The following is a 20,990-nucleotide window of genomic DNA, read 5'->3' as shown; positions in this document are numbered from 1 at the left end:
CCAATTTGTTGTCGCTGTTTGCTGGCGACTCTTAATACTATATCAGGTTTTAAGTAACTTGTCAAGAACTTTTTTTACTTTCTTTCAAATTCTTTTTTCTCTTTAGAAAGACAAGCTTTCCTGACGACTCTTAGTACTATATCAAAGATATATATACTTGTCAAGAATAATTTTAAAAAAGGGGAATTAACCCCAAATTTATTCTGCATAAATCTTATTTAATTCTTTTCTAAACTTTTGTATTATTTTCTTTTCTAATCTAGATATAGTCATTTGACTCATACCAATTTCTTCTGCTATTGCTATTTGAGTTTTCCTATTAAAATATCTATCTTTTATTATTTTCTTTTCTATATCATTCAATTTCTCAATAGTATCTAATAGAAAGTCCCTGTTTTCTATTTTAAGTAAATGATGATCTTCTTCTCCTATTAACGCTGCTAAGCTTACATCTTTATCTTCTCTATCTGAATCAAGAGAAGCATCTAATGAATGAGGTGTATAAACTTTACTTGCCTCCATAGCTTCTAATACTTCTTCTTCTGTAGCATTTAAATACTCAGCTATATCACCAACAGTAGGAGTTTTTTGTAATTGTTGGCTTAATAATAATTTTGCATTATTTATTTTCTTTGATAGCTCTTGTATCCTTCTCGGAACTCTTATAGACCAACCTTTATCTCTAAAATATTTTTTTATTTCACCTATTATTGTAGGAGTTGCAAAACTAGAAAATTCATATCCTTTTTCCAAATCATATCTGTCTATAGCATAAATCAAACCTAAACATGCTACCTGATAAATATCATCAAAATCTATACCTCTATTAGCATATTTTTTTGATAATATTTCTGCTATATAAAGGTGTCTATTTATAAGATCATCTCTGACTTCCTTATCATTAGTTTCAGCATATATTTTAAATAGTTTCTTAACATCTACTTTTTCATCATCTGCATTATATGATTTTGTGGCAGAGTTTTTATTTGCCATATTAATCTACCCCTAACATTTTCATCATACGAATAATTGTACCTTTGCCTTCTGTGGTTTTTATTTTAACATCATCCATTAGTGTTCTTATTATAAATAAACCTAGTCCACCTTCTGATAATTCTTCTATATTAGGCTCTTTTATACACACGTTGGCATTTTCTTTTCCTGTATCTTTTATTTGTATCTCAATTTTATCTTTGTGAGCAAAAAATTCTATATCATATGTGTCATTTATATTTTTACATCCATGTCTTATTGCATTTGTACAAGCTTCACCTATAGCTACTTTTATATCATCAATTTCATCAATATTAAACCCTATACGATTTGCAATTGAAGAAGCTGTAAGTCTTATAAGGCTTACATATTCAGCTTTGTTAGGCATACTTAATTTTATATGATCTACATTTTCTTTTCCATTATCTATTGCATCAAACTTTAAATCTTCCACTTTTACACCCCCTTAACTACAAAGACTTTGTTTAATCCTGTAATTTCAAATAGTTTAACTATGTTAGGGCGTAGATTTATTATCATTATATTTTTTTCAGTTTTTTTCAGTTTTTTTAATCCACTTATTAAAACACCTAGTCCTGTAGAATCTATATATTCTAACTTTTCTCCATCTATTATTATATCACTTTCTTTAGATTCTATAACATTTAATAATATTTCTTTGAATTTAGGAGCTGTATATATATCTATTTCTCCTTGTGGTTTTAATACCCATGATTCTTTCTCTTCGTTATATGATTTGTCTACATTTAATGCCATTATAAATCCTCCTCCAAATTTATTTACCCTTAGTCCCATTATAAAAAGGATAAAGCAAAATTTCAACTCGCTTTATCCTTTATACCCTATAATTTTAAAAATAAACTTTATTTATCTTCTATTTCTTCATTCATTACTTTTGCTATGGACACAACTCTATCATCTTTATCAACTTTCATGATTTTAACACCTTGTGTAGTTCTTCCCATTTGAGATATACCAGCTATTTTGAGTCTTATTATTATACCTAAATAACTAATTATCATTATTTCATCTTCTTTGTTTACAACTCTAGCTCCTACTACATCTCCAGTGTGAGGTTTTATATTATAAGTCTTTATTCCTTTCCCACCTCTAGTTTGAGTTCTATACTCATTTAAATCTGTTCTTTTTCCAAAACCTTTTTCACTTATTACAAGTAAATCAGTTCCTTCTTCTACAAGATTCATAGATATTACTTTATCTTCTCTATTTAATGAAATGGCTTTAACTCCCATAGCTGCTCTACCCATATCTCTTACATCTTTTTCATTAAATCTTATAGACATACCAAAGATTGTAGTAACTATTATATCACTTTCACCATTAGTCTTTTTAACAGATATAAGTTCATCATCTTCTTTCAGATTTATAGCAATAAGACCACTTTTTCTTATAGATTCAAATTGATTTACATTAGTCTTTTTAACTAAACCATTTTGAGTTGCAAATATAAGATAATTATCTTCCTTAAATTCTTTTATTGGTATTATTGATTTTATTGTTTCGCCAGCTTCTAATTGAAGAAGATTAACTACTGCTGTTCCTTTAGCCTGTCTTTTAGCTTCAGGAATTTCAAAGGCTCTTAGTGTATAAACTTTTCCTTTACTTGTAAAGAACAATAAATTATCATGAGTCGATGTTATTAGTATGTCTTCTACAAAATCTTCATCTCTTGTAGTAAGACCTGTAACTCCTCTTCCACCTCTATGTTGCAATTTATATGTGTCTTCTGGTAATCTTTTAATATAACCAAAATGTGTAAGTGTTATTACGATATTTTCTTCATCTATCATATCTGCTATATTAATTTCATCTACAGAATTTTTGATTTCTGTTCTTCTATCATCACCATATTTGTCTCTTATTTCTAATATTTCATCTTTTACAATTTTGTATATTAGTCTTTCATTTGCAAGTATTTCTTTTAGTCTATTTATTTCTTTTATTAAATCATTGTACTCTTCTTCTATTTTATCTCTTTCAAGTCCTGTTAATTTTTGAAGTCTCATATCTAATATAGCTTGTGCTTGAATTTCAGTAAGACCAAATTTAGATATTAATCCTTCTTTTGCTTCAGGTGCATTTTTACTTCCTCTGATTAATTTTATTACTTCATCAATATTATCTAATGCTATTTTTAAACCTTCTAAAATATGAGCTCTTGCTTCTGCTTTATCTAATTCATATTTAGTTCTTCTAGTTATAACATCTTTTTGATGTTCTAAATAATGATTTAATATTTGCTTAAGTGTAAGTACTTTAGGCTCATCATTTACTAAAGCTATCATTATAAGGCTATAAGTATCTTGCATTTGAGTATGCTTATAAAGATTATTTAAAACTACATTTGGATTTGCATCTCTTTTTAATTCTATTACAATTCTCATACCATTTCTATCTGATTCATCTCTTAAATCTGATATGCCTTCTAATTTCTTATCCCTAACTAAATGAGCTATTTTTTCTATTAATTTTGCTTTGTTAACTTGATAAGGTATTTCAGTTACTATTATTCTATTTTTATTGTTTTTCATTGGTTCTATAGTAGTTTTAGCACGTACCTTTACTTTACCTCTACCAGTTCTATATGCTTCTTTTATAGCTTCTTTACCTGTTATAGTAGCGCCAGTTGGGAAATCTGGACCTTTAATTTTAGTCATTATATCCTTTAACTCTGCTTCTGGATTATCTATTAGCATAACTACTGCATCTATAACTTCACGTAAGTTATGTGGAGGTATTGATGTCGCCATACCTACTGCTATACCATTAGTTCCATTTACAAGTAAGTTGGGGAATCTACTTGGTAATACTATAGGTTCTTCTAATTCTTCATCAAAGTTTGGTCTATAGTCAATTGTATTCTTTCCTATATCTCTTAACATTTCAACGGTAATTTTGCTCATTTTCGCTTCAGTGTAACGCATTGCAGCTGCGCCATCTCCATCCACTGATCCAAAATTACCATGTCCATCTACAAGTGGGTATCTTGTAGAAAAATCTTGAGCAAGTCTTACCATTGCATCATATACAGCACTATCTCCATGTGGGTGGTATTTACCCAATACGTCTCCCACTATACGTGCTGATTTTTTATGAGGTTTTTCTGGCGTTAAACCAAGACCATTCATTGAATAAATTATTCTTCTATGAACTGGTTTAAGTCCATCTCGAACATCTGGTAAAGCACGTGAAACTATAACACTCATAGCATAATCAAGATATGATGTTTTCATTTCATCTTCAATATTTATTGGTACGATATTGTTATTTTCTTCATTCATCTATAATACTCCTCCCTTACAATAACAATTAAACATCTAAATTTTGAACACTTTTTGCATTTTCTTCGATGAATTCTCTTCTTGGTTGAACTTTATCTCCCATAAGAGTAGTAAATATTTCATCTGCTGCAACTGCATCATCTATACTTACTTGTAACAGTATTCTACTTTCAGGATCCATTGTAGTATCCCATAACTGTTCTGGATTCATCTCACCAAGACCTTTATATCTTGAGATTGATGGTTTTATTTTTATGTCTTTAAGATCTTGTCTTAGAATTTTATTTAATTCTTTGTCTGAATAAGCATAAAACTCTTGTTTTCCAGCTTTTACTTTATATAAAGGTGGTTGTGCTATATATATAAATCCATTTTCTATTAAAGGTTTCATATATCTATAGAAGAATGTAAGTATTAATGTTCTAATGTGAGCACCATCAACATCTGCATCTGTCATTATAACTATTTTATGATATCTTAATTTTTCTATATCAAATTCTTCACCAATTCCTGATCCAAATGCTGTTATCATTGCTTTTATTTCAGCAAAATTTAATATTTTATCTAAACGTGCCTTTTCTACATTCATAATTTTACCTTTTAGAGGTAATATAGCTTGAGTCCTTCTGTCTCTACCTTGTTTAGCAGATCCTCCCGCTGAATCTCCCTCGACTATAAATATTTCTGAGAGAGAGGCATCTCTTTCAGAGCAATCAGCTAGTTTCCCTGGTAAAGCTGAACTCTCTAATACATTTTTTCTACGGGTTAAATCTCTTGCTTTTCTTGCAGCTTCACGTGCACGAGATGCTCTAAGTGACTTCTCTATTATTATTTTAGCTTCTCTAGGATTCTCCTCTAAAAAGCTATCAACTGCACTACTAACAATACCATCTACAATACCTCTCATTTCACTATTTCCAAGTTTAGTTTTTGTTTGTCCTTCAAATTGAGGGTCTGCAAGTTTTACTGATAATACTGTAGTTATACCTTCTCTTATATCTTCACCACTTAAATTATTATCTTTATCTTTTAATACTCCATTTCTTCTAGCATAATCATTTACAGTTCTTGTAAGTGCTGATTTAAGACCACTTAAATGTGTTCCGCCTTCTTGAGTATTTATATTATTTGCAAAGGTAAAGATATTTTCATTGTAACTATCAGTATATTGAATAGCTATTTCTACAGTAGATCCTTCTTTTTCACCTTCATAATATATAACCTTATTATGAATAGCATTTCTATTTCTATTTAAATGTTTAACGAATGCTTTTATTCCGCCTTCATAGTGAAATACTTTCTTTTTATCCTTTATTTTATCTTCTATAGTTATGGTTATACCTTTATTTAAAAAGGCCATTTCCATTAATCTATGTTCAAGTGTCTCATATTTAAAATTTATATCATCAAATATTTCTTTATCAGGCATAAATGTAACACTTGTACCTGTTCCTTTTGCTTTATCAATTACTTCTAAAGAAGTCTTTGGTATACCCCTTTCAAACTTTTGATGATATAAATTACCATTTCTCTTTACATTTACTTCAAGCCATGTTGATAATGCATTAACTACAGATACACCAACTCCGTGTAATCCACCTGATACTTTATATGCACCATTATCAAATTTTCCTCCAGCATGGAGAACTGTTAAGACTGTTTCTACTGTTGATTTACCTGTTTTAGGATGAATGTCTACAGGTATACCACTACCATTGTCACTTACTGTAACAGAACCATCTTTGTTTAAGCTAACTTCTATTTTGTCACATACTCCAGCTAATGCCTCATCTATACTATTATCTACTATTTCATATACAAGATGATGCAATCCTTTAGGTCCTGTACTACCTATATACATTCCAGGTCTTTTTCTAACTGGTTCTAAACCTTCTAATACTTGTATCTGTTCAGCACCATAATTTCTATTTTTTTCATTTAACGCCATAGGTGTTCCCCCATTCTTTAATTTTATTAATTCTTTTGTAAATTGTAGTTGATTTGATATTTGTACAATACACTATACTTTTACTTGCATGTTTAATACTTTTAGTATTTTTTAACTTCTCTTCTGTTATAATAAAAGTTTTTATTTTTTGATCTACTATATTTATTAGAAATCCTTCTTCTTTACACACTCTAATAAATTCTCTTGTATCTCTTGATATCATTGAATCAACATTAATTATACTAACAATTTCTGAGAAAGGTATTACATAGTCTCCTCCAATATGAACATACATAAAATCATCCTTTCTTCAATGCCTTATTTACTATATAAAATATCTCCATCCTTAATATAATAAGTTTTTTTATCTATTTTGTCCATATGGGGAGTATTTATATCATCATTAGATGTGATTATTGTCTGAATATCTTTAAATCTAGAAACAAGATATCTACGTCTATTTATATCTAATTCTGAGAACACATCATCTAAAAGTAATATTGGATATTCTTCTGTTTCTTGTTTTATAAGTTCAATTTCAGCTAATTTAAGTGATAGTACAGTAGTTCTTTTTTGTCCTTGTGATCCAAACATTCTCACATCTTTATCATTTATTTTAATTTCTAAATCATCTTTATGTGGTCCAAAGCTTGTACTTCCTTTTTCTATATCATTATTTTCATTTTCTAATAATATTTTTTCGAAATTTTTCATTATTGTGTTTTTATCCATTTCATCTATATTTAAAGATGAGATATAAGATATATCTAAAACTTCTTCACCTTGAGTTATACTTTTATGAATTTCTTTTGATATAGGTATAAGTCTATTTACAAAAGAGTTTCTAAATATCATTATTTTTGTCCCTAACTCTATTAATTGTTTATTCCAGACAAATAATAATTTTCTTTTTTTATCATCATAAGGTATTACTTTAAGCAAATTATTTCTTTGGGCTAATACTCTGTTATAATCATTTAATATACTTTTATAAATAGGTTTTATCTGTGTTATTTCTATATCTAAAAAATTTCGTCTATGAGATGGACCTTCTTTTACAATTTTTAAATCTTCTGGTGAAAATATAACTGCCTGTAATACACCAAATATATCTGATATTTTATCTTGTTCAATACCATTTATTTTAATTCTTTTATGTTTATTAGTATCTAATTTTATTTCTATTGTTTTTATAGTATCTTCTTTTACTAATTCCACACCTACATATGCTTCATTTTTATTTAAATTTATAAGTTCCTTATCTTTATTTGTTCTAAAAGATTTTCCACTTGAAGCAATATATAAAGATTCTAACAAATTAGTTTTACCTTCACCATTTTCTCCTAAAAATATATTAAGATTAGAATTAAAAAACACTTTTATTCCTTTATAGTTTCTAAAATTTATTAACTTTACACTTTTTATATGCATAACAGCACACCCTTTATTATAACACTTTAAAAAAACAAATACAAACACTCGTTCCTTTTACTTGGTTTTTTCTTTTTATATCCTATTTTATAGCTTAATATTTATTTTATTATTATTTTTTCTTCATTTTCAACTTCTACAATATCATTTTTTCGTATTTTTTTTCCTCGCATTGTATTTTTTTCTCCATTAACTTTTACTTTTCCTTCTTTTATAAGAAATTTACTATGTCCACCTGTTTGTGTAATATCTGCATATTTTAACAGTTGATCTAATTTAATATAATCTGTATCAATTTTTACTTCTCTCATTATGCTCTCTCCTTTAAAATATAATAGACACCTGAATAGGTGCCTATTTAATGATTTAATTTACTTCTGCAAGTCTTACTGGTAACACCAAATAAGTGTAGTTTTCATCTTCTACAGGTTTTATTATACATGGATTTACATTGGATATAAAGTTCATATTTATTATATCACTATCTATAACTTTTAAACCATCTAAAATATATTTAGAATTAAAAGCTATTGTAATATCTTCACCTTCTAATTCTATATCTAATTCTTCATGTACATTACCAATTTCAGAATTAGATGTTATTGTCATCTTATTGTCTTTTATTTCAAACTTAACTAAATTATTTCTTCCTTCACGTGCTAAAAGTGAAGCCCTTTCTATACTTTGCTTTATATTATTAGTTTTTACTGTAACTTTTGATGTATATTCTTCTCTTATTATGTCTTTATAATTTAAAAATTGACCTTCTAATAATCTTGAATTAATGATTGTATCACCTAAGTCAAATAATATATGATTTGTTGTAAATTTTATATTTACATTATCTTCTTCTTCATCTAATATTCTGCTTACTTCATTTAATGTTTTAGAAGGTATTACTACTTTTAAATCTTCACAGTCAGCTTTAGATTTTTTAAGAGCTAATCTATAACCATCTAATGCTACTAATGCTAAATCATTATTTTTAATTTCAAGTAATGCTCCAGTAAGTATAGGTCTTGTTTCTTCTACTGCTGTTGCAAATATAGTTTGTCTTATCATATTTTTAAGTAAATCTTTTGGAATTTCAAATGAACTTTCATTATCTATATAAGGTAACTCTGGATATTCTTCAGCAGAATGTCCTTGAATATTGAATTCTGAATTACTACAACTAATATGTATATTATTATCATTATCAGTAGTAATAATTACTTCATCATTAGGTAACTTTTTTATGATATCTCCAAAAATTCTAGATGTTATAACAATTTTACCTTCTTCTATAACTTCACAATCTAATTTTGTCTCTATCCCTAATTCTAAATCAGTTCCAGTTAATTGTAGTTTATTTTCATATGCTTCTACTAAGATACCACTTAATATTGGTAATGTAGTTTTTGATGAAATTCCTTTTTGTACTATTGAAATATATTTTGATAGTATATTTTGTCCAATTTTAATCTTCATTGTGGATAACCTCCCTTTAATTAAATAATAGAATAAATAAACTTAATCTAGTAGTATTAGTAATAGGGGCTGTGAATTTGTGGATAACTATTTAGAGTATATAATATTCTTAATATATAGCTGTTAGTAAAATGTTATTAACATGTATCAACTTATCCACATATACACTTTAAAATTTAAATTTAAAAGATATCAACAATAGCTTCACATAATATTAACATACAATTGTTAATTACCTTTAAGCTCTTTTTCTATTTGCTCAATACTAGATTTAAGTTCTTTATCATTTTTAATACTATTAGATATTTTGTCATAAGCATGTATGACAGTAGTATGATCTCTTCCTCCAAATTCATCTCCTATTTTAGGCAATGATAAATCTGTAAGTTCACGTGATAAATACATTGCTATTTGTCTTGGATGAGATATTGAACGTGCTCTTTTTTTAGAATTAAAATCTTCAATTTTAACATTAAAATGCTTAGCTACAACTTTCTTTATGCGATTTACATCAATTTTTTCATTATTATTACCTGATATGATATCTTTTAATGCTTCATTAGCTAGTTCTATAGTAATATCTTTATTTGTAAGAGAAGAATAAGCAATTATTCTGATTAATGCTCCTTCTAATTCTCTTATGTTAGAACGAATTTTGTTGGCAATAAATAAAAATACTTCATTATCTATTTCTAAATTCTCTAAATTAGCTTTCTTTTTTAATATTGCTATTCTAGTTTCTAAATCTGGCTGTTGAATATCAGCTATAAGACCCCATTCAAATCTAGATCTTAATCTATCTTCAAGTGTAGGTATTTCTTTTGGTGGTCTATCACTTGATATTATAATTTGTTTGTTAGCTTCATGAAGTGCATTAAATGTATGGAAAAATTCTTCTTGAGTTCTTTCTTTTCCTGCAATAAATTGAATATCATCTATTAATAATACATCTACATGTCTATATTTATTTCTAAATTCTACATTTTTATCATCTCTTATAGAATTTATAAGCTCATTTGTAAATTTTTCTGATGAAACATAAGCAACATTTGCATTAGGATTTTGATCCAATATATAATGACCTATTGCATTCATTAGATGGGTCTTTCCAAGCCCAACTCCACCATAAATAAATAAAGGATTGTAAGCTTTTGCTGGAGCTTCTGCTACAGCAAGGGAAGCAGCATGTGCAAATCTATTACTATTACCTATTACAAATTGATCAAATGTATATTTTGGTCGTAGTTGAGATTTAAGAGGTATTTCAACTTGTTTTTCTTTATTATTGGAGTTATTTAACGGCTTGTCTATATTTTTGTCTAAATCTTCTCCAGGAATAACAAATCTAATATCATAATTACTATTTGATACTTGATTTATAGAATTTTTAATGAGAGTTAAATAGCGACCCTCAAGAATTGATTTCGTAAATTCATTTGGAACAGCTAGTATTATGTCATTATTATCTATTGATACTGGATTAATACTTTTTAACCATGTATTAAAACTAACTTCAGTGAGCTCTGCCTTTATTATTTTAAGAGTTTTAATCCATAAGTCATCTAAGTTATCTGACATTCATTGTCCTCCTATTCTTAAATTAATATAAAAAATTATAATCTATAATATAAACATAGTTATCCACAAAAATTATTTTATGAATATAAAAAAATCAATAAAAATAATCCACAAAAAAAGTTGACTATCATGTGAATAATATGTGTATAGAGGTAAAAAAAATAAAACTTAACGATATAAAAACATGTTATCAACAAAATAATATATTTTATAATTGTTGACTAAAAAAAGAGAAATAAACAGTATTTAATGAAGTTATTGATTATAAATTCCACAGAAAAATTTAGTTATACACAATTTAATCCACAACCTGTGTATAACTGTTAATATTCTCAATAATTTAATCCACATTTTTATTAATAATATCAAAAAAAGTGGAAACAATCAACAAAATAAAAAAGATATCCACAAAAATAACATTATGTGAATAAAAATATTAACAGAGAAAATATTATGAGAAAGCTTGACATACCCCAATGAAATAGCTATAATCAATAAGTAGTGCTTAAATTAAAAAAATCTGGAAGTTACCATATAAATATATTATATTTTTTGAGGTAGCAAATCTAAAAGGGGGTGTACTTAATGAAGAGAACATACCAACCTAAAAAAAGACAAAGAAGTAGAGAACATGGGTTTAGAAAAAGAATGAAAAATAAATCAGGAAGAAATGTCCTACAAAGACGTAGAAGAAAAGGCAGAAAAAGATTGTCTGCATAAGGCCGCATTATAGTGGCCTTTTTATTCAATCTAATATCATTAGAGGAGTTTTAGATGAATAAAATAGAAAGTCTTAAAAATAATAGAGAGTTTAGAAGAGTATATGATAAAGGAAAATCACTATCTAATAAATATTTAGTAATTTTTTTTATTAAAAATGGATTAGAATATAATAGAGTAGGTTTTTCTGTAACAAAAAAAATAGGAAATGCTGTAATTAGAAACAGAGTAAAAAGACTTATAAAAGAAGCTTTTAGACTAAATAGTGAAGGTATAAATCAGGGATATGATATTATATTTTTATCTAGAATAAGGTGTAATCAAGCTACTTATGTAGATGTAGAAAAATCAATTCTAAACTTATTGAAAAGAAGTAAATTAAGTAATTAAATAGAAAGGCTGTTTATAGTGAAGTGTATAATAAAAAAAATTATAATACTTTATCAGAGATACATTTCACCAATGAAAGGAAGAACCTGTAGATTTTATCCAACTTGCTCAGCTTATAGTTTAGAAGCTATTGAAAAATTAGGCGTTTTTAGAGGTAGTATAAAATCAATTTGGAGAATATTAAGGTGTAATCCTTTTAATGCTGGCGGATATGATCCAGTAGAAAAAAATAAAAAATAACTGTACTGTAACTTTTAAGGGGGTTAATTTAAATTATGGATATCTTTGCTCGTCCCTTGGGAAAACTAGTTGATTTTATATATAATTTTGTTGCAGGGGCTAATTTAGATTTTGAATCTTTCTCAGCTTATGCAATATCAATTATAATTGCTACTATAATAGTTAAACTTATTATATTACCTTTAACATTAAAGCAAACAAAATCAATGAAAAATATGCAAAAAATTCAACCTAAGATGCAAGAACTACAAAAGAAATATAAAAATGATAAAGAAACTTTAAATATGAAAACAATGGAATTATATAAAGAATATAAAGTGAATCCTTTTGGAGGATGTCTTCCTTTACTTATACAATTTCCAATAATAATTGGATTTTTTACAGTTCTTAGAGAACCTGTAAAATATGTATTTGGATCTCCAGAAGCATATGATGCAATAAACAAGAGTTTTTTATGGATAGAGAACTTAAAAGATACTGATCTTTGGATATTACCTATAGTTGCAGCACTTACTACTTATTTCCAAAGTAAAATGATGATGGCCGGTCAATCTAGTAATGCAGATAATGCAGCTCAATCTAGTCAAAAGATGATGACTACAATAATGCCTATTATGATATTGTTTTTTGCAAGATCTGTTCCTGCTGGACTTGCTCTATATTGGGTAATAAGTAATACATTCCAAATAGTGCAACAATTTATTATAAATAGAAATGCAGGAGCACTTAAGGAGGATATAAAATAATATGAAATCAATTATTGTTTCTTCAAAAACTGTTCAAGATGCTATAACAGAAGGAGTTCAAAAGTTAAATGTAGATAGGGACAGAGTAAGTATTGAAATATTAGAAGAACCTAATAAAGGATTTTTAGGATTTATAGGTTCAAAAGATGCTAAAGTTAAAATAACTGTGAAAAATGACCCTAAAGAACAAGCTGCAAAATTTTTAAATACTCTTTTAGAAAAAATGGAAATTAAAGCTGATATAAAAATGAGTTTAGTTGGGGACATTTTAGAAATTGAAGTTATAGGTGAAAATTCTGAGGATATGGGAGCTATTATTGGTAAAAGAGGAAATACATTAGATTCTATTCAATATATTATAAGTCTTATTGTAAACAAAGACAGAGAAGATTATTTAAAAGTACTTTTAGATACTGAAAATTACAGAAAAAAAAGAGAAGAAACACTTATAAGACTTGCTAAAAAGATGGCTGGAAAAGCAAAAAGAACTAGAAAAAAAATAAGACTTGAATCAATGAATCCTTATGAAAGAAGAATAATTCATTTTGCACTTCAATCAGATCCTTATATAAAAACATTTAGTGAAGGTAAAGAACCAAATAGAAAAGTTGTAATAGATATCAAATAAAATTATGTAAACCCAGTTTAAAAACTGGGTTTATGTTATTTATTTGGGTAAATTAAGGTATAATATATAATAATTAAAATATAAGAGGTGAATAAAAGTGGATATAGATACTATTGCTGCTATTGCTACTGCGCCAGGTGAAGCTGGTATTGGAATAGTTCGTCTAAGTGGTAGAGAAGCAGTTAATATTGCAGATAAAATATTTAGAGGTAAAAAGGATATATCATTAAAAAATAGAGAAACTAGAAAATTACATTATGGACATATAATTGATCCTGAAAATGATAAAATAATAGATGAAGTTTTAATCGTATATATGAAAGCGCCATATACCTATACTACAGAAGATGTAGTAGAAATAAATTGTCACGGAGGTATAATATCTGTTAGAAGAATACTTGAAATAGTATTAAATAATGGAGCTAGAATAGCTGAAGAAGGTGAATTTACTAAAAGAGCATTTATGAATGGACGAATTGATCTTACACAAGCTGAAGCTGTTATGGATCTAATAAGTGCAAAAACAGATTCAAGTTTTGATGTTTCTCTTAATCAACTTGAAGGTGCTCTTTCAAAAGAAGTAAGAGTTTTAAGAGAATCAGTTCTTAAAATGCTTGCTCAAATTGAAGCTACAATTGACTTCCCTGATGAAGATGATGTAGAAGAAATGGCATATGAAAAAATGCAAGAAGAAGGAGAATTTATATTTAAAACTATAGAAGGGTTACTTTCTACAGCTTATTCAGGAAAAATAATAAAAGAAGGACTTAAAACTATAATACTTGGTAAACCTAATGTAGGAAAATCTTCTTTAATGAATGCTATATTAAGAGAAAATAGAGCTATAGTTACAGAAATACCGGGAACCACTAGAGATATAATAGAAGAATATGTTAATCTAAATGGGATTCCTCTTAGAATTGTAGATACTGCTGGAATAAGAGAAACAGAAGATATAGTAGAAAAAATAGGTGTAGATAGAGCAAAAGAACTTGTAGATAAAGGTGATTTAGCTATTGTTGTATTTGATGCTTCAGAAGAACTTTCTGATGAAGATAAAAATATAATTGAACTTGTAAAAAATAAAAAGTCTATTATATTATTAAATAAGACTGATTTGGAAATAAAAACATCAATAGAAACTTTAAAAGATCATCTTCCAAATAAAACTATATTAAACACTTCTATGTTAAAAGGAGAAGGTTTAGAAAAGTTAGAGAAAACAATAAAAGATATGTTCTTTAAAGGTGATGTGAAAATAAATGATAGCATTATAATAAATAATGTAAGACATAAAGATTTACTTTTAAAAGCTAAAAAGAATATAGAAGAAGCATTACAATCAATAGAAATGAATATGCCTATTGATTGTATAGAAGTAGATGTTAAAGAATGTTATGATAACTTAGGTGAAATAAATGGTGATACAGTAGGAGAAGATATTATAGATAGAATATTTAGTGATTTCTGTATCGGAAAATAAGGAGTGAAAAGATGGATAATTCTATTAAATATAATGCAGGTAGTTATGATGTTATAGTTGTTGGAGCAGGACACTCTGGAGTAGAAGCTGCTCTTGCACCAGCTAGAATGGGACTTAAAACATTAATTTTAACAATGAGTTTAGACTCTATTGCACTTATGCCATGTAATCCTTCAATAGGAGGTACAGGTAAAGGTCATTTGGTTAGGGAAATTGATGCATTAGGTGGAGAAATGGGACTTAATATTGATAGAACATTTATTCAGTCAAAAATGCTTAATACCTCTAAAGGTCCAGCAGTTCATTCACTTAGAACTCAGGCTGATAAAGGCAAATATCATATAGAAATGAAAAAAGTTTTAGAAGATGAGAAAAATCTTGATTTAAAACAAGGTGAAGTAATAGATTTAGAAGTTGAAAATGGAAAAGTGAAAGGTGTATTTACTAGAACAGGAGCTTATTATTCAGCTAAAACTGTTATATTATCTACTGGGACTTATTTAAGAGGAAGAATTTATATAGGAGAAGTAAATTATTCTGGAGGGCCTAATGGATTAGCACCATCTATAAATTTAACTAAACCATTGGAAGATTTAGATATTGAATTTAGAAGATTTAAAACTGGTACTCCAGCTAGAATTCATAGAGATTCAATTAATTTTGAAAAGATGGTTGTTCAACCAGGAGATGATGAAATAGTACCATTTTCTTTTATGAATGATACGATCAAAAAAGATCAAGAGTTATGTTATTTAACTTATACAAATGTAGATACACATAAAATAATTATGAAGAATTTAGATAAATCTCCAATGTATAGTGGTAAAATGGAAGGAAAGGGACCTAGGTATTGCCCTTCTATTGAAGATAAAGTTGTAAGATTTGCTGACAAAAATAAACATCAAATATTTATAGAACCTGAAGGATTAGATACTAAAGAAATGTATGTACAAGGGATGAGTACTACACTTCCTGCAGAAATTCAAGTAGATATGCTTAAAACAGTACCAGGACTTGAAAATGTAAAGATTATGAGAGAAGCTTACGCAATAGAATATGATTGTATTGATCCTACAAAACTTAAAAGAACATTGGAGTATAAAGATATTGAAAATTTATACTTTGCAGGTCAAATAAATGGTTCTTCAGGTTATGAAGAGGCAGCAAGTCAAGGGCTTATTGCAGGAATAAATGCTGCATTAAGAGTAAAAGGAACAGATGAGTTTATATTAGATAGATCTGAAGCATATATAGGTGTACTAATAGATGATTTAGTTACTAAAGGAACAGATGAACCATATAGAATGATGACTGCTAGAGCAGAATATAGACTTACATTGAGACAAGATAATGCAGATTTAAGACTTACAGAAAAAAGCTATAATATTGGTCTTGCTACAGAAGAAAGATATAAAAAAATGCTAGAGAAAAAAGAATTAATGATAGAAGAATTAAATAGATTAAAAGAAATTCAAATAACGCCTACAGATGAAACTAATGAGTTTTTAGAATCTATAGGAAGTGTGCCTTTAAAATCACCTACGAAATTATATGATTTGATAAAAAGGCCTGAAATAAAATATGAAAAAACTAAAAAATTAGATGCTGAAAGACCACAATTACCTAGAGATGTACAAATGCAAGTTGAAATCCAAATTAAATATGAGGGATATATAAAAAAACAAATGAAACAAATTGAACAATTTAAAAAATTAGAAAAGAAAAAAATTCCTCAAAATATAAAGTATAATGATATAAAGGGACTTAGACTTGAAGCAAGACAAAAATTAGAAGATATTAGACCAGACTCTGTAGGTCAAGCATCTAGAATATCAGGAGTTTCACCTGCAGATATTAATGTTCTATTAGTATATTTAGAGCAACAAAGAAGACTTAAAAAAGAGAGGGATAATATTGAGTAATGTAGATACTTTAGTAGAAGGATTACCTAAATTAAATGTAAATATAGAGCCTGAAGGTATAGATAAATTCAGGCTCTATAAAGATTTACTTAAAGAATGGAACGAAAAAATAAATATTACTGCAATAAAAGAAGATAGTGAAATAGATATAAAACATTTTTTAGATAGTTTAACTATATTTAGGACAGATATAATAAAAGACAATACTAAAATAATTGATATTGGTACAGGGGGAGGATTTCCTGGCATCCCTATAAAAATAAAAAATTCTAGTACAGAAGTAGTATTATTAGATAGTTTAAATAAAAGGATTAAGTTTTTAAATGAAGTAATAAAACAATTAAATCTAAAAAATATAAAAGCAATTCATGGTAGAGCAGAAGATTTTGGTATAGACAAAGAATATAGAGAACAATTTGACATAGCTGTATCACGTGCAGTAGCACCTTTAAATATACTTTTAGAATATTCCCTTCCATTCGTAAAAAAAGATGGATTCTTTATTTCTATGAAAGGACCACAAATATATGAAGAAATAGAGGAAGCAGATAAGGCATTAAAAATACTTGGAGGACAAATACAAGAAAAGTATGAAGTTGAATTACCATTTAGTGATATCACTCATGTATTATTAGTTATAAAGAAAATAAAACAAACTCCGACAAAATATCCTAGGAAAGCTGGTAAACCAAAACAAAAACCATTATAAATAGTAGAATTTTGGTGATTTATAGAAAACGAAAGTTTAATTATTCTATATAAAAAAGAAGGAATTAGAAGATTTTTAGAGAAATAAATAGTATAATAGTTATAAGCTTTTCGGGGAGGATGATACGATGAATTATGTTAATAAAGAAATAACAAATATACCTATAGATGAGATAAAACCAAACCCTTATCAACCAAGGAAAAATTTCAGTAAAAAATCTATAGAAGAATTAAGTAGATCAATAAATGTATATGGGGTACTTCAACCAATAAGTGTTAGAAAAATAGCAGAAAACAATTATGAATTAGTTGCAGGAGAACGTCGTCTTCGAGCATCAGAATTATTAAACCTTGAAACTATTCCAGCTATTTTAGTAAATATGAAAGATCAAGACTCTGCAATGCTTGCCTTAATAGAAAATCTTCAAAGAGAAGATTTAAATTTTTTAGAAGAAGCAGAAGGGTATAATAATTTAATAAATGATCATGGATTAACTCAACAAGAATTAGCAGAGCGTGTAGGCAAAAATCAATCCACTATAGCAAATAAACTAAGGGTACTTAGACTTCCTGAAGAAATTAAAAAGACTTTAGTAGAAAATTCCCTATCTGAGAGACATGCAAGAGCACTTTTAAAATTGCCAGAAGAAGAATTACAATATAAAGTGTTAGACAAAATAATTAAAAATGACCTTACTGTTAAAAAAACGGAAAACTTAATAAAATCCCTATTAGAAGATTTGACTGCAATAAAAGAAGAACAAGAACAAAAAGCAAAACAAAATATAAAATCCTTAATTAATTTTAAAATATATTTAAATACATTGAAAAATGCATATACTGCAATAAAAGATAGTGGCATAGAGGCAAAATATCAAGAAAAAGATACAGGTGATTTCATAGAAGTAACAGTCAAAATACCTAAAAATAAAAAAATAATATAATTTAAAATAGTTATTTCTTTATATAAAGAAATAACTATTTTATTTTTTTACTCACATAATCACTATCAGCAATATAAAATCTCCAAAGAAAGTCTTTTGCTTCTTCAGCATAATTAATACCAATTCTTTTACTTTCTATAATTTCAAACTGTTCTTTTTCACCCTCACAAATATAGATAATATCACCTGTTAAGTCATATCCATTTATGTCCCGGGTAATACCAAATGCTTGAGTTAACTTTCCTGGACCATTAGTTAGATTTTTAATTTGGCTTTTTGTAAGTTCATGATATTTTTTACCAAATCTATTTAAAGATATAGTATCCAGTTCATTTATAGGTTGAACACCTCTTAAAAGTACTCCTTGTGGAATGTTTTTATCACCAGATACTACATTTAAGCAATTATAAATACCATATATAAGATAGACATAAGCATGACCTGCATCTTTAAACATTGTTTCAGTTCTTTTAGTTCTTTTATTTTTATATGTATGAGATGCTTTATCATTTTCACCCATATAAGCTTCTACTTCTACAATTTTTGTTATAAACTTTTTATTGTTTTTATTAAAGATTAAGTATTTACCTAATAAATCTTTAGATAAATCTAGTGCAGATTTTCTATAAAATTTTCTGTTTAATTTATGCATACAATTCTCCTTTTAATATTTAACTAGTCATATACTACTATATATATCCTATACCCAAATCAATTATAAATTATAAATAGGTATATAAATATAATGAAAATTTGATATAATGATATATAATAAAGGAATATGAGTGGAGATGATTTCATGTCAAAAGTAATTGCAATATTTAATCAAAAAGGTGGAGTAGGAAAGACTACTACAAATGTAAACTTAAGTTCTTGTATTGCAAAATTAGATAGAAAAGTTCTTGTAATAGATATTGATCCTCAAGGAAACACAACTAGCGGATTTGGAATAGATAAAAAATCCTTAGATAAATCTATTTATGATGTTTTAATTGAAGGAGAAGATATAAAGACAACAATAATAAATACAGAGGATGAAAATTTAGACTTAATAGCATCTAATGTTGATTTAGCAGGAGCTGAAATAGAATTAACAAATAGAGATGATAGAGAACTCATATTAAAAAATGCAATAGATGAAATAAGGAAAGATTATGACTATATATTTATAGACTGCCCTCCTTCTTTAGGTCTTCTTACAATTAATTCCCTTGTAGCAGTAGATAGTGTTATAATACCAATACAATGTGAATATTATGCACTAGAAGGTGTAAGTCAACTTATGAGTACAATAAAACTTATAAAGAAAAGTTTAAATCCAAAGCTTGAAGTGGAAGGGGTAGTATTAAGTATGTTTGATGGTAGAACAAACCTTTCTATTCAAGTAGTAGATGAAGTAAAGAAGTATTTTAGGGGAAAAGTTTATACAACTTTAATTCCTCGCAATGTAAGACTTGCAGAAGCACCAAGTTATGGGTTATCTATAGTTGATTATGATCCTAAATCTAAAGGTGCAGAAGCATATATGGAATTAGCAGAAGAGTTTTTAGATTATATTGAGGATGTGATATAAGCATGGTGAAAAAGAAGAGAGGACTTGGTAGAGGGTTATCAGCGTTGATTCCTGATGAACCAAAACAAGATTCTGATCTAGATAAAGAAGAAGGAAAAATAATAGATATAAAACTATCAAAAGTAAAACCAAATAAAAATCAACCTCGAGAAAAATTTAATTTAGATACTATTGAGGAATTATCTAGATCTATTGATAAAGTAGGATTAATACAACCTATAGTAGTTAAGAAAAGTAATTCAGGATATGAAATTATAGCTGGAGAAAGAAGGTTTAGAGCAGTAAAAAATTTAGGTGTAGATACTATACCCGCTATAATAAGAGAAGATGATAAAAAATCAGCTGAAATAGCTTTAATAGAAAATATACAAAGAGAAAATTTAAATCCAATTGAAGAAGCATATGCTTATGAAAATATAATAAGAAAAAATGAAATAACTCAAGAGCAGCTTTCTAATATTATTGGAAAAAGCCGATCATATATTGCAAATTTAATGAGATTATTAAAATTATCGGATAAGATTCAAGATATGATGAAAGAGGGATTATTAAGTGGTGGACATGCTCGAGCATTGCTTTCTATTTCTGAAAAAGAAGTTCAATATGATATAGCAAAGACTATATTAGAACAAAAACTTAGTGTTAGAGAAACTGAAAAGTTAGTATTAAAATATAAAAATGAAAGTAACACTAAAAAGAAAAACAAAGTAAGAAAAGATCCAATGATAGCAGAAATAGAAGAAGATTTAAGAAAAGTATTTGGCACTAAAGTTAATATTAATAAAGGAAGAAAAAAAGGGAAAATAGAAATAGAATACTATAATGATGATGATTTAGATAGAATTATAGAGTTGTTAAACAAGTAAATGTTTCACGTGAAACATTTAAATATT

At 27.3% G+C, this 20,990-nt stretch carries 22 protein-coding genes; 11 read left to right on the top strand and 11 right to left on the bottom strand.

All coding sequences use genetic code 11. The features are described from left to right. Positions 1-198: 198 nt before the first annotated feature. From E0D94_RS01025 to dnaA, 10 genes are all read right to left on the bottom strand, one after another. Complete coding sequence (locus tag E0D94_RS01025) at positions 199-993, bottom strand: SigB/SigF/SigG family RNA polymerase sigma factor (protein ID WP_130805456.1); 795 nt, start codon at positions 991-993, stop codon at positions 199-201. A 1-nt stretch (position 994) separates the two neighbouring features. Further along, the gene (locus tag E0D94_RS01020) at positions 995-1,447 is read right to left on the bottom strand and encodes an ATP-binding protein (RefSeq protein WP_341274554.1); all 453 of its coding nucleotides are present in this window, start codon (positions 1,445-1,447) and stop codon (positions 995-997) included. Between the two features lie 2 nt (positions 1,448-1,449). Beyond that, positions 1,450-1,770 carry an STAS domain-containing protein gene (locus tag E0D94_RS01015; protein ID WP_130805455.1) on the bottom strand — a complete coding sequence of 107 codons (321 nt, stop codon included), beginning with the start codon at positions 1,768-1,770 and terminating at the stop codon, positions 1,450-1,452. Between the two features lie 107 nt (positions 1,771-1,877). Next, a complete protein-coding gene (gene gyrA, locus E0D94_RS01010; protein WP_130805454.1) occupies positions 1,878-4,316 on the bottom strand; it encodes a DNA gyrase subunit A in 2,439 nt (812 codons plus the stop codon). A gap of 28 nt (positions 4,317-4,344) precedes the next feature. Further along, positions 4,345-6,264: a DNA topoisomerase (ATP-hydrolyzing) subunit B gene (gene gyrB / locus E0D94_RS01005; RefSeq protein ID WP_130805453.1), complete on the bottom strand. Its 1,920-nt coding sequence runs from the start codon at positions 6,262-6,264 to the stop codon at positions 4,345-4,347. After that, the gene (gene remB, locus E0D94_RS01000; protein ID WP_130805452.1) at positions 6,251-6,559 is read right to left on the bottom strand and encodes an extracellular matrix regulator RemB; all 309 of its coding nucleotides are present in this window, start codon (positions 6,557-6,559) and stop codon (positions 6,251-6,253) included. The genes gyrB and remB overlap by 14 nt, the downstream gene beginning before the upstream one ends. Before the next feature lie 23 nt (positions 6,560-6,582). Further along, the gene (recF, locus tag E0D94_RS00995; protein WP_130805451.1) at positions 6,583-7,695 is read right to left on the bottom strand and encodes a DNA replication/repair protein RecF; all 1,113 of its coding nucleotides are present in this window, start codon (positions 7,693-7,695) and stop codon (positions 6,583-6,585) included. A 101-nt stretch (positions 7,696-7,796) separates the two neighbouring features. Further along, positions 7,797-8,006 carry an RNA-binding S4 domain-containing protein gene (locus E0D94_RS00990; protein WP_130805450.1) on the bottom strand — a complete coding sequence of 70 codons (210 nt, stop codon included), beginning with the start codon at positions 8,004-8,006 and terminating at the stop codon, positions 7,797-7,799. Between the two features lie 55 nt (positions 8,007-8,061). Then, positions 8,062-9,165 carry a DNA polymerase III subunit beta gene (dnaN, locus tag E0D94_RS00985; protein WP_130805449.1) on the bottom strand — a complete coding sequence of 368 codons (1,104 nt, stop codon included), beginning with the start codon at positions 9,163-9,165 and terminating at the stop codon, positions 8,062-8,064. A gap of 228 nt (positions 9,166-9,393) precedes the next feature. After that, complete coding sequence (dnaA, locus tag E0D94_RS00980) at positions 9,394-10,743, bottom strand: chromosomal replication initiator protein DnaA (protein ID WP_130805448.1); 1,350 nt, start codon at positions 10,741-10,743, stop codon at positions 9,394-9,396. A 585-nt stretch (positions 10,744-11,328) separates the two neighbouring features. On the opposite strand from dnaA, the gene rpmH reads away from it, so the two are divergent. The 9 genes from rpmH (at position 11,329) to noc (ending at position 18,524) form a co-directional block, all read left to right on the top strand. Further along, a complete protein-coding gene (gene rpmH, locus E0D94_RS00975) occupies positions 11,329-11,463 on the top strand; it encodes a 50S ribosomal protein L34 (RefSeq protein ID WP_130805447.1) in 135 nt (44 codons plus the stop codon). Positions 11,464-11,517: 54 nt separating this feature from the next. Continuing rightward, positions 11,518-11,853: a ribonuclease P protein component gene (gene rnpA, locus E0D94_RS00970; RefSeq protein ID WP_130805446.1), complete on the top strand. Its 336-nt coding sequence runs from the start codon at positions 11,518-11,520 to the stop codon at positions 11,851-11,853. Next, positions 11,854-12,093, top strand: coding sequence for a membrane protein insertion efficiency factor YidD (yidD, locus tag E0D94_RS00965; protein WP_479725511.1), 240 nt, complete (start codon positions 11,854-11,856; stop codon positions 12,091-12,093). A gap of 35 nt (positions 12,094-12,128) precedes the next feature. Further along, on the top strand, positions 12,129-12,839 hold the full coding sequence (locus tag E0D94_RS00960; RefSeq protein WP_130805444.1) for a YidC/Oxa1 family membrane protein insertase: 711 nt from the start codon (positions 12,129-12,131) through the stop codon (positions 12,837-12,839). Between the two features lies 1 nt (position 12,840). Further along, positions 12,841-13,467: an RNA-binding cell elongation regulator Jag/EloR gene (jag, locus tag E0D94_RS00955; protein ID WP_130805443.1), complete on the top strand. Its 627-nt coding sequence runs from the start codon at positions 12,841-12,843 to the stop codon at positions 13,465-13,467. 97 nt (positions 13,468-13,564) lie between these two features. Then, the gene (gene mnmE, locus E0D94_RS00950) at positions 13,565-14,950 is read left to right on the top strand and encodes a tRNA uridine-5-carboxymethylaminomethyl(34) synthesis GTPase MnmE (protein ID WP_130805442.1); all 1,386 of its coding nucleotides are present in this window, start codon (positions 13,565-13,567) and stop codon (positions 14,948-14,950) included. A gap of 23 nt (positions 14,951-14,973) precedes the next feature. Next, entirely contained in the window at positions 14,974-16,872 is a 1,899-nt protein-coding gene (gene mnmG / locus E0D94_RS00945) for a tRNA uridine-5-carboxymethylaminomethyl(34) synthesis enzyme MnmG (protein ID WP_207289696.1), read from the top strand. Beyond that, positions 16,865-17,581, top strand: coding sequence for a 16S rRNA (guanine(527)-N(7))-methyltransferase RsmG (rsmG, locus tag E0D94_RS00940; protein WP_130805440.1), 717 nt, complete (start codon positions 16,865-16,867; stop codon positions 17,579-17,581). The genes mnmG and rsmG overlap by 8 nt, the downstream gene beginning before the upstream one ends. A 127-nt stretch (positions 17,582-17,708) precedes the next feature. Next, on the top strand, positions 17,709-18,524 hold the full coding sequence (noc, locus tag E0D94_RS00935) for a nucleoid occlusion protein (protein WP_130805439.1): 816 nt from the start codon (positions 17,709-17,711) through the stop codon (positions 18,522-18,524). A gap of 34 nt (positions 18,525-18,558) precedes the next feature. On the opposite strand, the gene E0D94_RS00930 is transcribed toward noc, so the two are convergent. Further along, complete coding sequence (locus E0D94_RS00930; protein ID WP_130805438.1) at positions 18,559-19,176, bottom strand: DNA-3-methyladenine glycosylase; 618 nt, start codon at positions 19,174-19,176, stop codon at positions 18,559-18,561. A 147-nt stretch (positions 19,177-19,323) separates the two neighbouring features. Here E0D94_RS00930 and E0D94_RS00925 point away from each other — a divergent pair, with 147 nt between their 5' ends. Both E0D94_RS00925 and E0D94_RS00920 read left to right on the top strand, forming a co-directional pair. Then, complete coding sequence (locus E0D94_RS00925; protein WP_130805437.1) at positions 19,324-20,097, top strand: ParA family protein; 774 nt, start codon at positions 19,324-19,326, stop codon at positions 20,095-20,097. 5 nt (positions 20,098-20,102) lie between these two features. Continuing rightward, a complete protein-coding gene (locus tag E0D94_RS00920; protein ID WP_341274553.1) occupies positions 20,103-20,963 on the top strand; it encodes a ParB/RepB/Spo0J family partition protein in 861 nt (286 codons plus the stop codon). The last annotated feature ends 27 nt before the right edge of the window (positions 20,964-20,990 follow it).

Origin of the sequence: Senegalia massiliensis (assembly GCF_900626135.1) — a bacterium.
Taxonomy (GTDB): domain Bacteria; phylum Bacillota; class Clostridia; order Tissierellales; family SIT17; genus Anaeromonas; species Anaeromonas massiliensis.
Note: the sequence above shows the minus strand (reverse complement) of the source record. Positions and strands in the feature narration are given on the sequence as shown.

Excerpts from the sequence above, each read along its gene's own strand:
- E0D94_RS01015 (WP_130805455.1), bottom strand. The coding sequence starts at position 1,770 with ATGGCATTAAATGTAGACAAATCATATAACGAAGAGAAAGAATCATGG.
- gyrB (WP_130805453.1), bottom strand. The coding sequence starts at position 6,264 with ATGGCGTTAAATGAAAAAAATAGAAATTATGGTGCTGAACAGATACAA.
- rpmH (WP_130805447.1), top strand. The coding sequence starts at position 11,329 with ATGAAGAGAACATACCAACCTAAAAAAAGACAAAGAAGTAGAGAACAT.
- jag (WP_130805443.1), top strand. The coding sequence starts at position 12,841 with ATGAAATCAATTATTGTTTCTTCAAAAACTGTTCAAGATGCTATAACA.
- recF (WP_130805451.1), bottom strand. The coding sequence starts at position 7,695 with ATGCATATAAAAAGTGTAAAGTTAATAAATTTTAGAAACTATAAAGGA.
- rnpA (WP_130805446.1), top strand. The coding sequence starts at position 11,518 with ATGAATAAAATAGAAAGTCTTAAAAATAATAGAGAGTTTAGAAGAGTA.
- E0D94_RS00990 (WP_130805450.1), bottom strand. The coding sequence starts at position 8,006 with ATGAGAGAAGTAAAAATTGATACAGATTATATTAAATTAGATCAACTG.
- dnaA (WP_130805448.1), bottom strand. The coding sequence starts at position 10,743 with ATGTCAGATAACTTAGATGACTTATGGATTAAAACTCTTAAAATAATA.
- gyrA (WP_130805454.1), bottom strand. The coding sequence starts at position 4,316 with ATGAATGAAGAAAATAACAATATCGTACCAATAAATATTGAAGATGAA.
- E0D94_RS01025 (WP_130805456.1), bottom strand. The coding sequence starts at position 993 with ATGGCAAATAAAAACTCTGCCACAAAATCATATAATGCAGATGATGAA.
- E0D94_RS00930 (WP_130805438.1), bottom strand. The coding sequence starts at position 19,176 with ATGCATAAATTAAACAGAAAATTTTATAGAAAATCTGCACTAGATTTA.
- E0D94_RS00925 (WP_130805437.1), top strand. The coding sequence starts at position 19,324 with ATGTCAAAAGTAATTGCAATATTTAATCAAAAAGGTGGAGTAGGAAAG.
- dnaN (WP_130805449.1), bottom strand. The coding sequence starts at position 9,165 with ATGAAGATTAAAATTGGACAAAATATACTATCAAAATATATTTCAATA.
- E0D94_RS00960 (WP_130805444.1), top strand. The coding sequence starts at position 12,129 with ATGGATATCTTTGCTCGTCCCTTGGGAAAACTAGTTGATTTTATATAT.
- remB (WP_130805452.1), bottom strand. The coding sequence starts at position 6,559 with ATGTATGTTCATATTGGAGGAGACTATGTAATACCTTTCTCAGAAATT.
- noc (WP_130805439.1), top strand. The coding sequence starts at position 17,709 with ATGAATTATGTTAATAAAGAAATAACAAATATACCTATAGATGAGATA.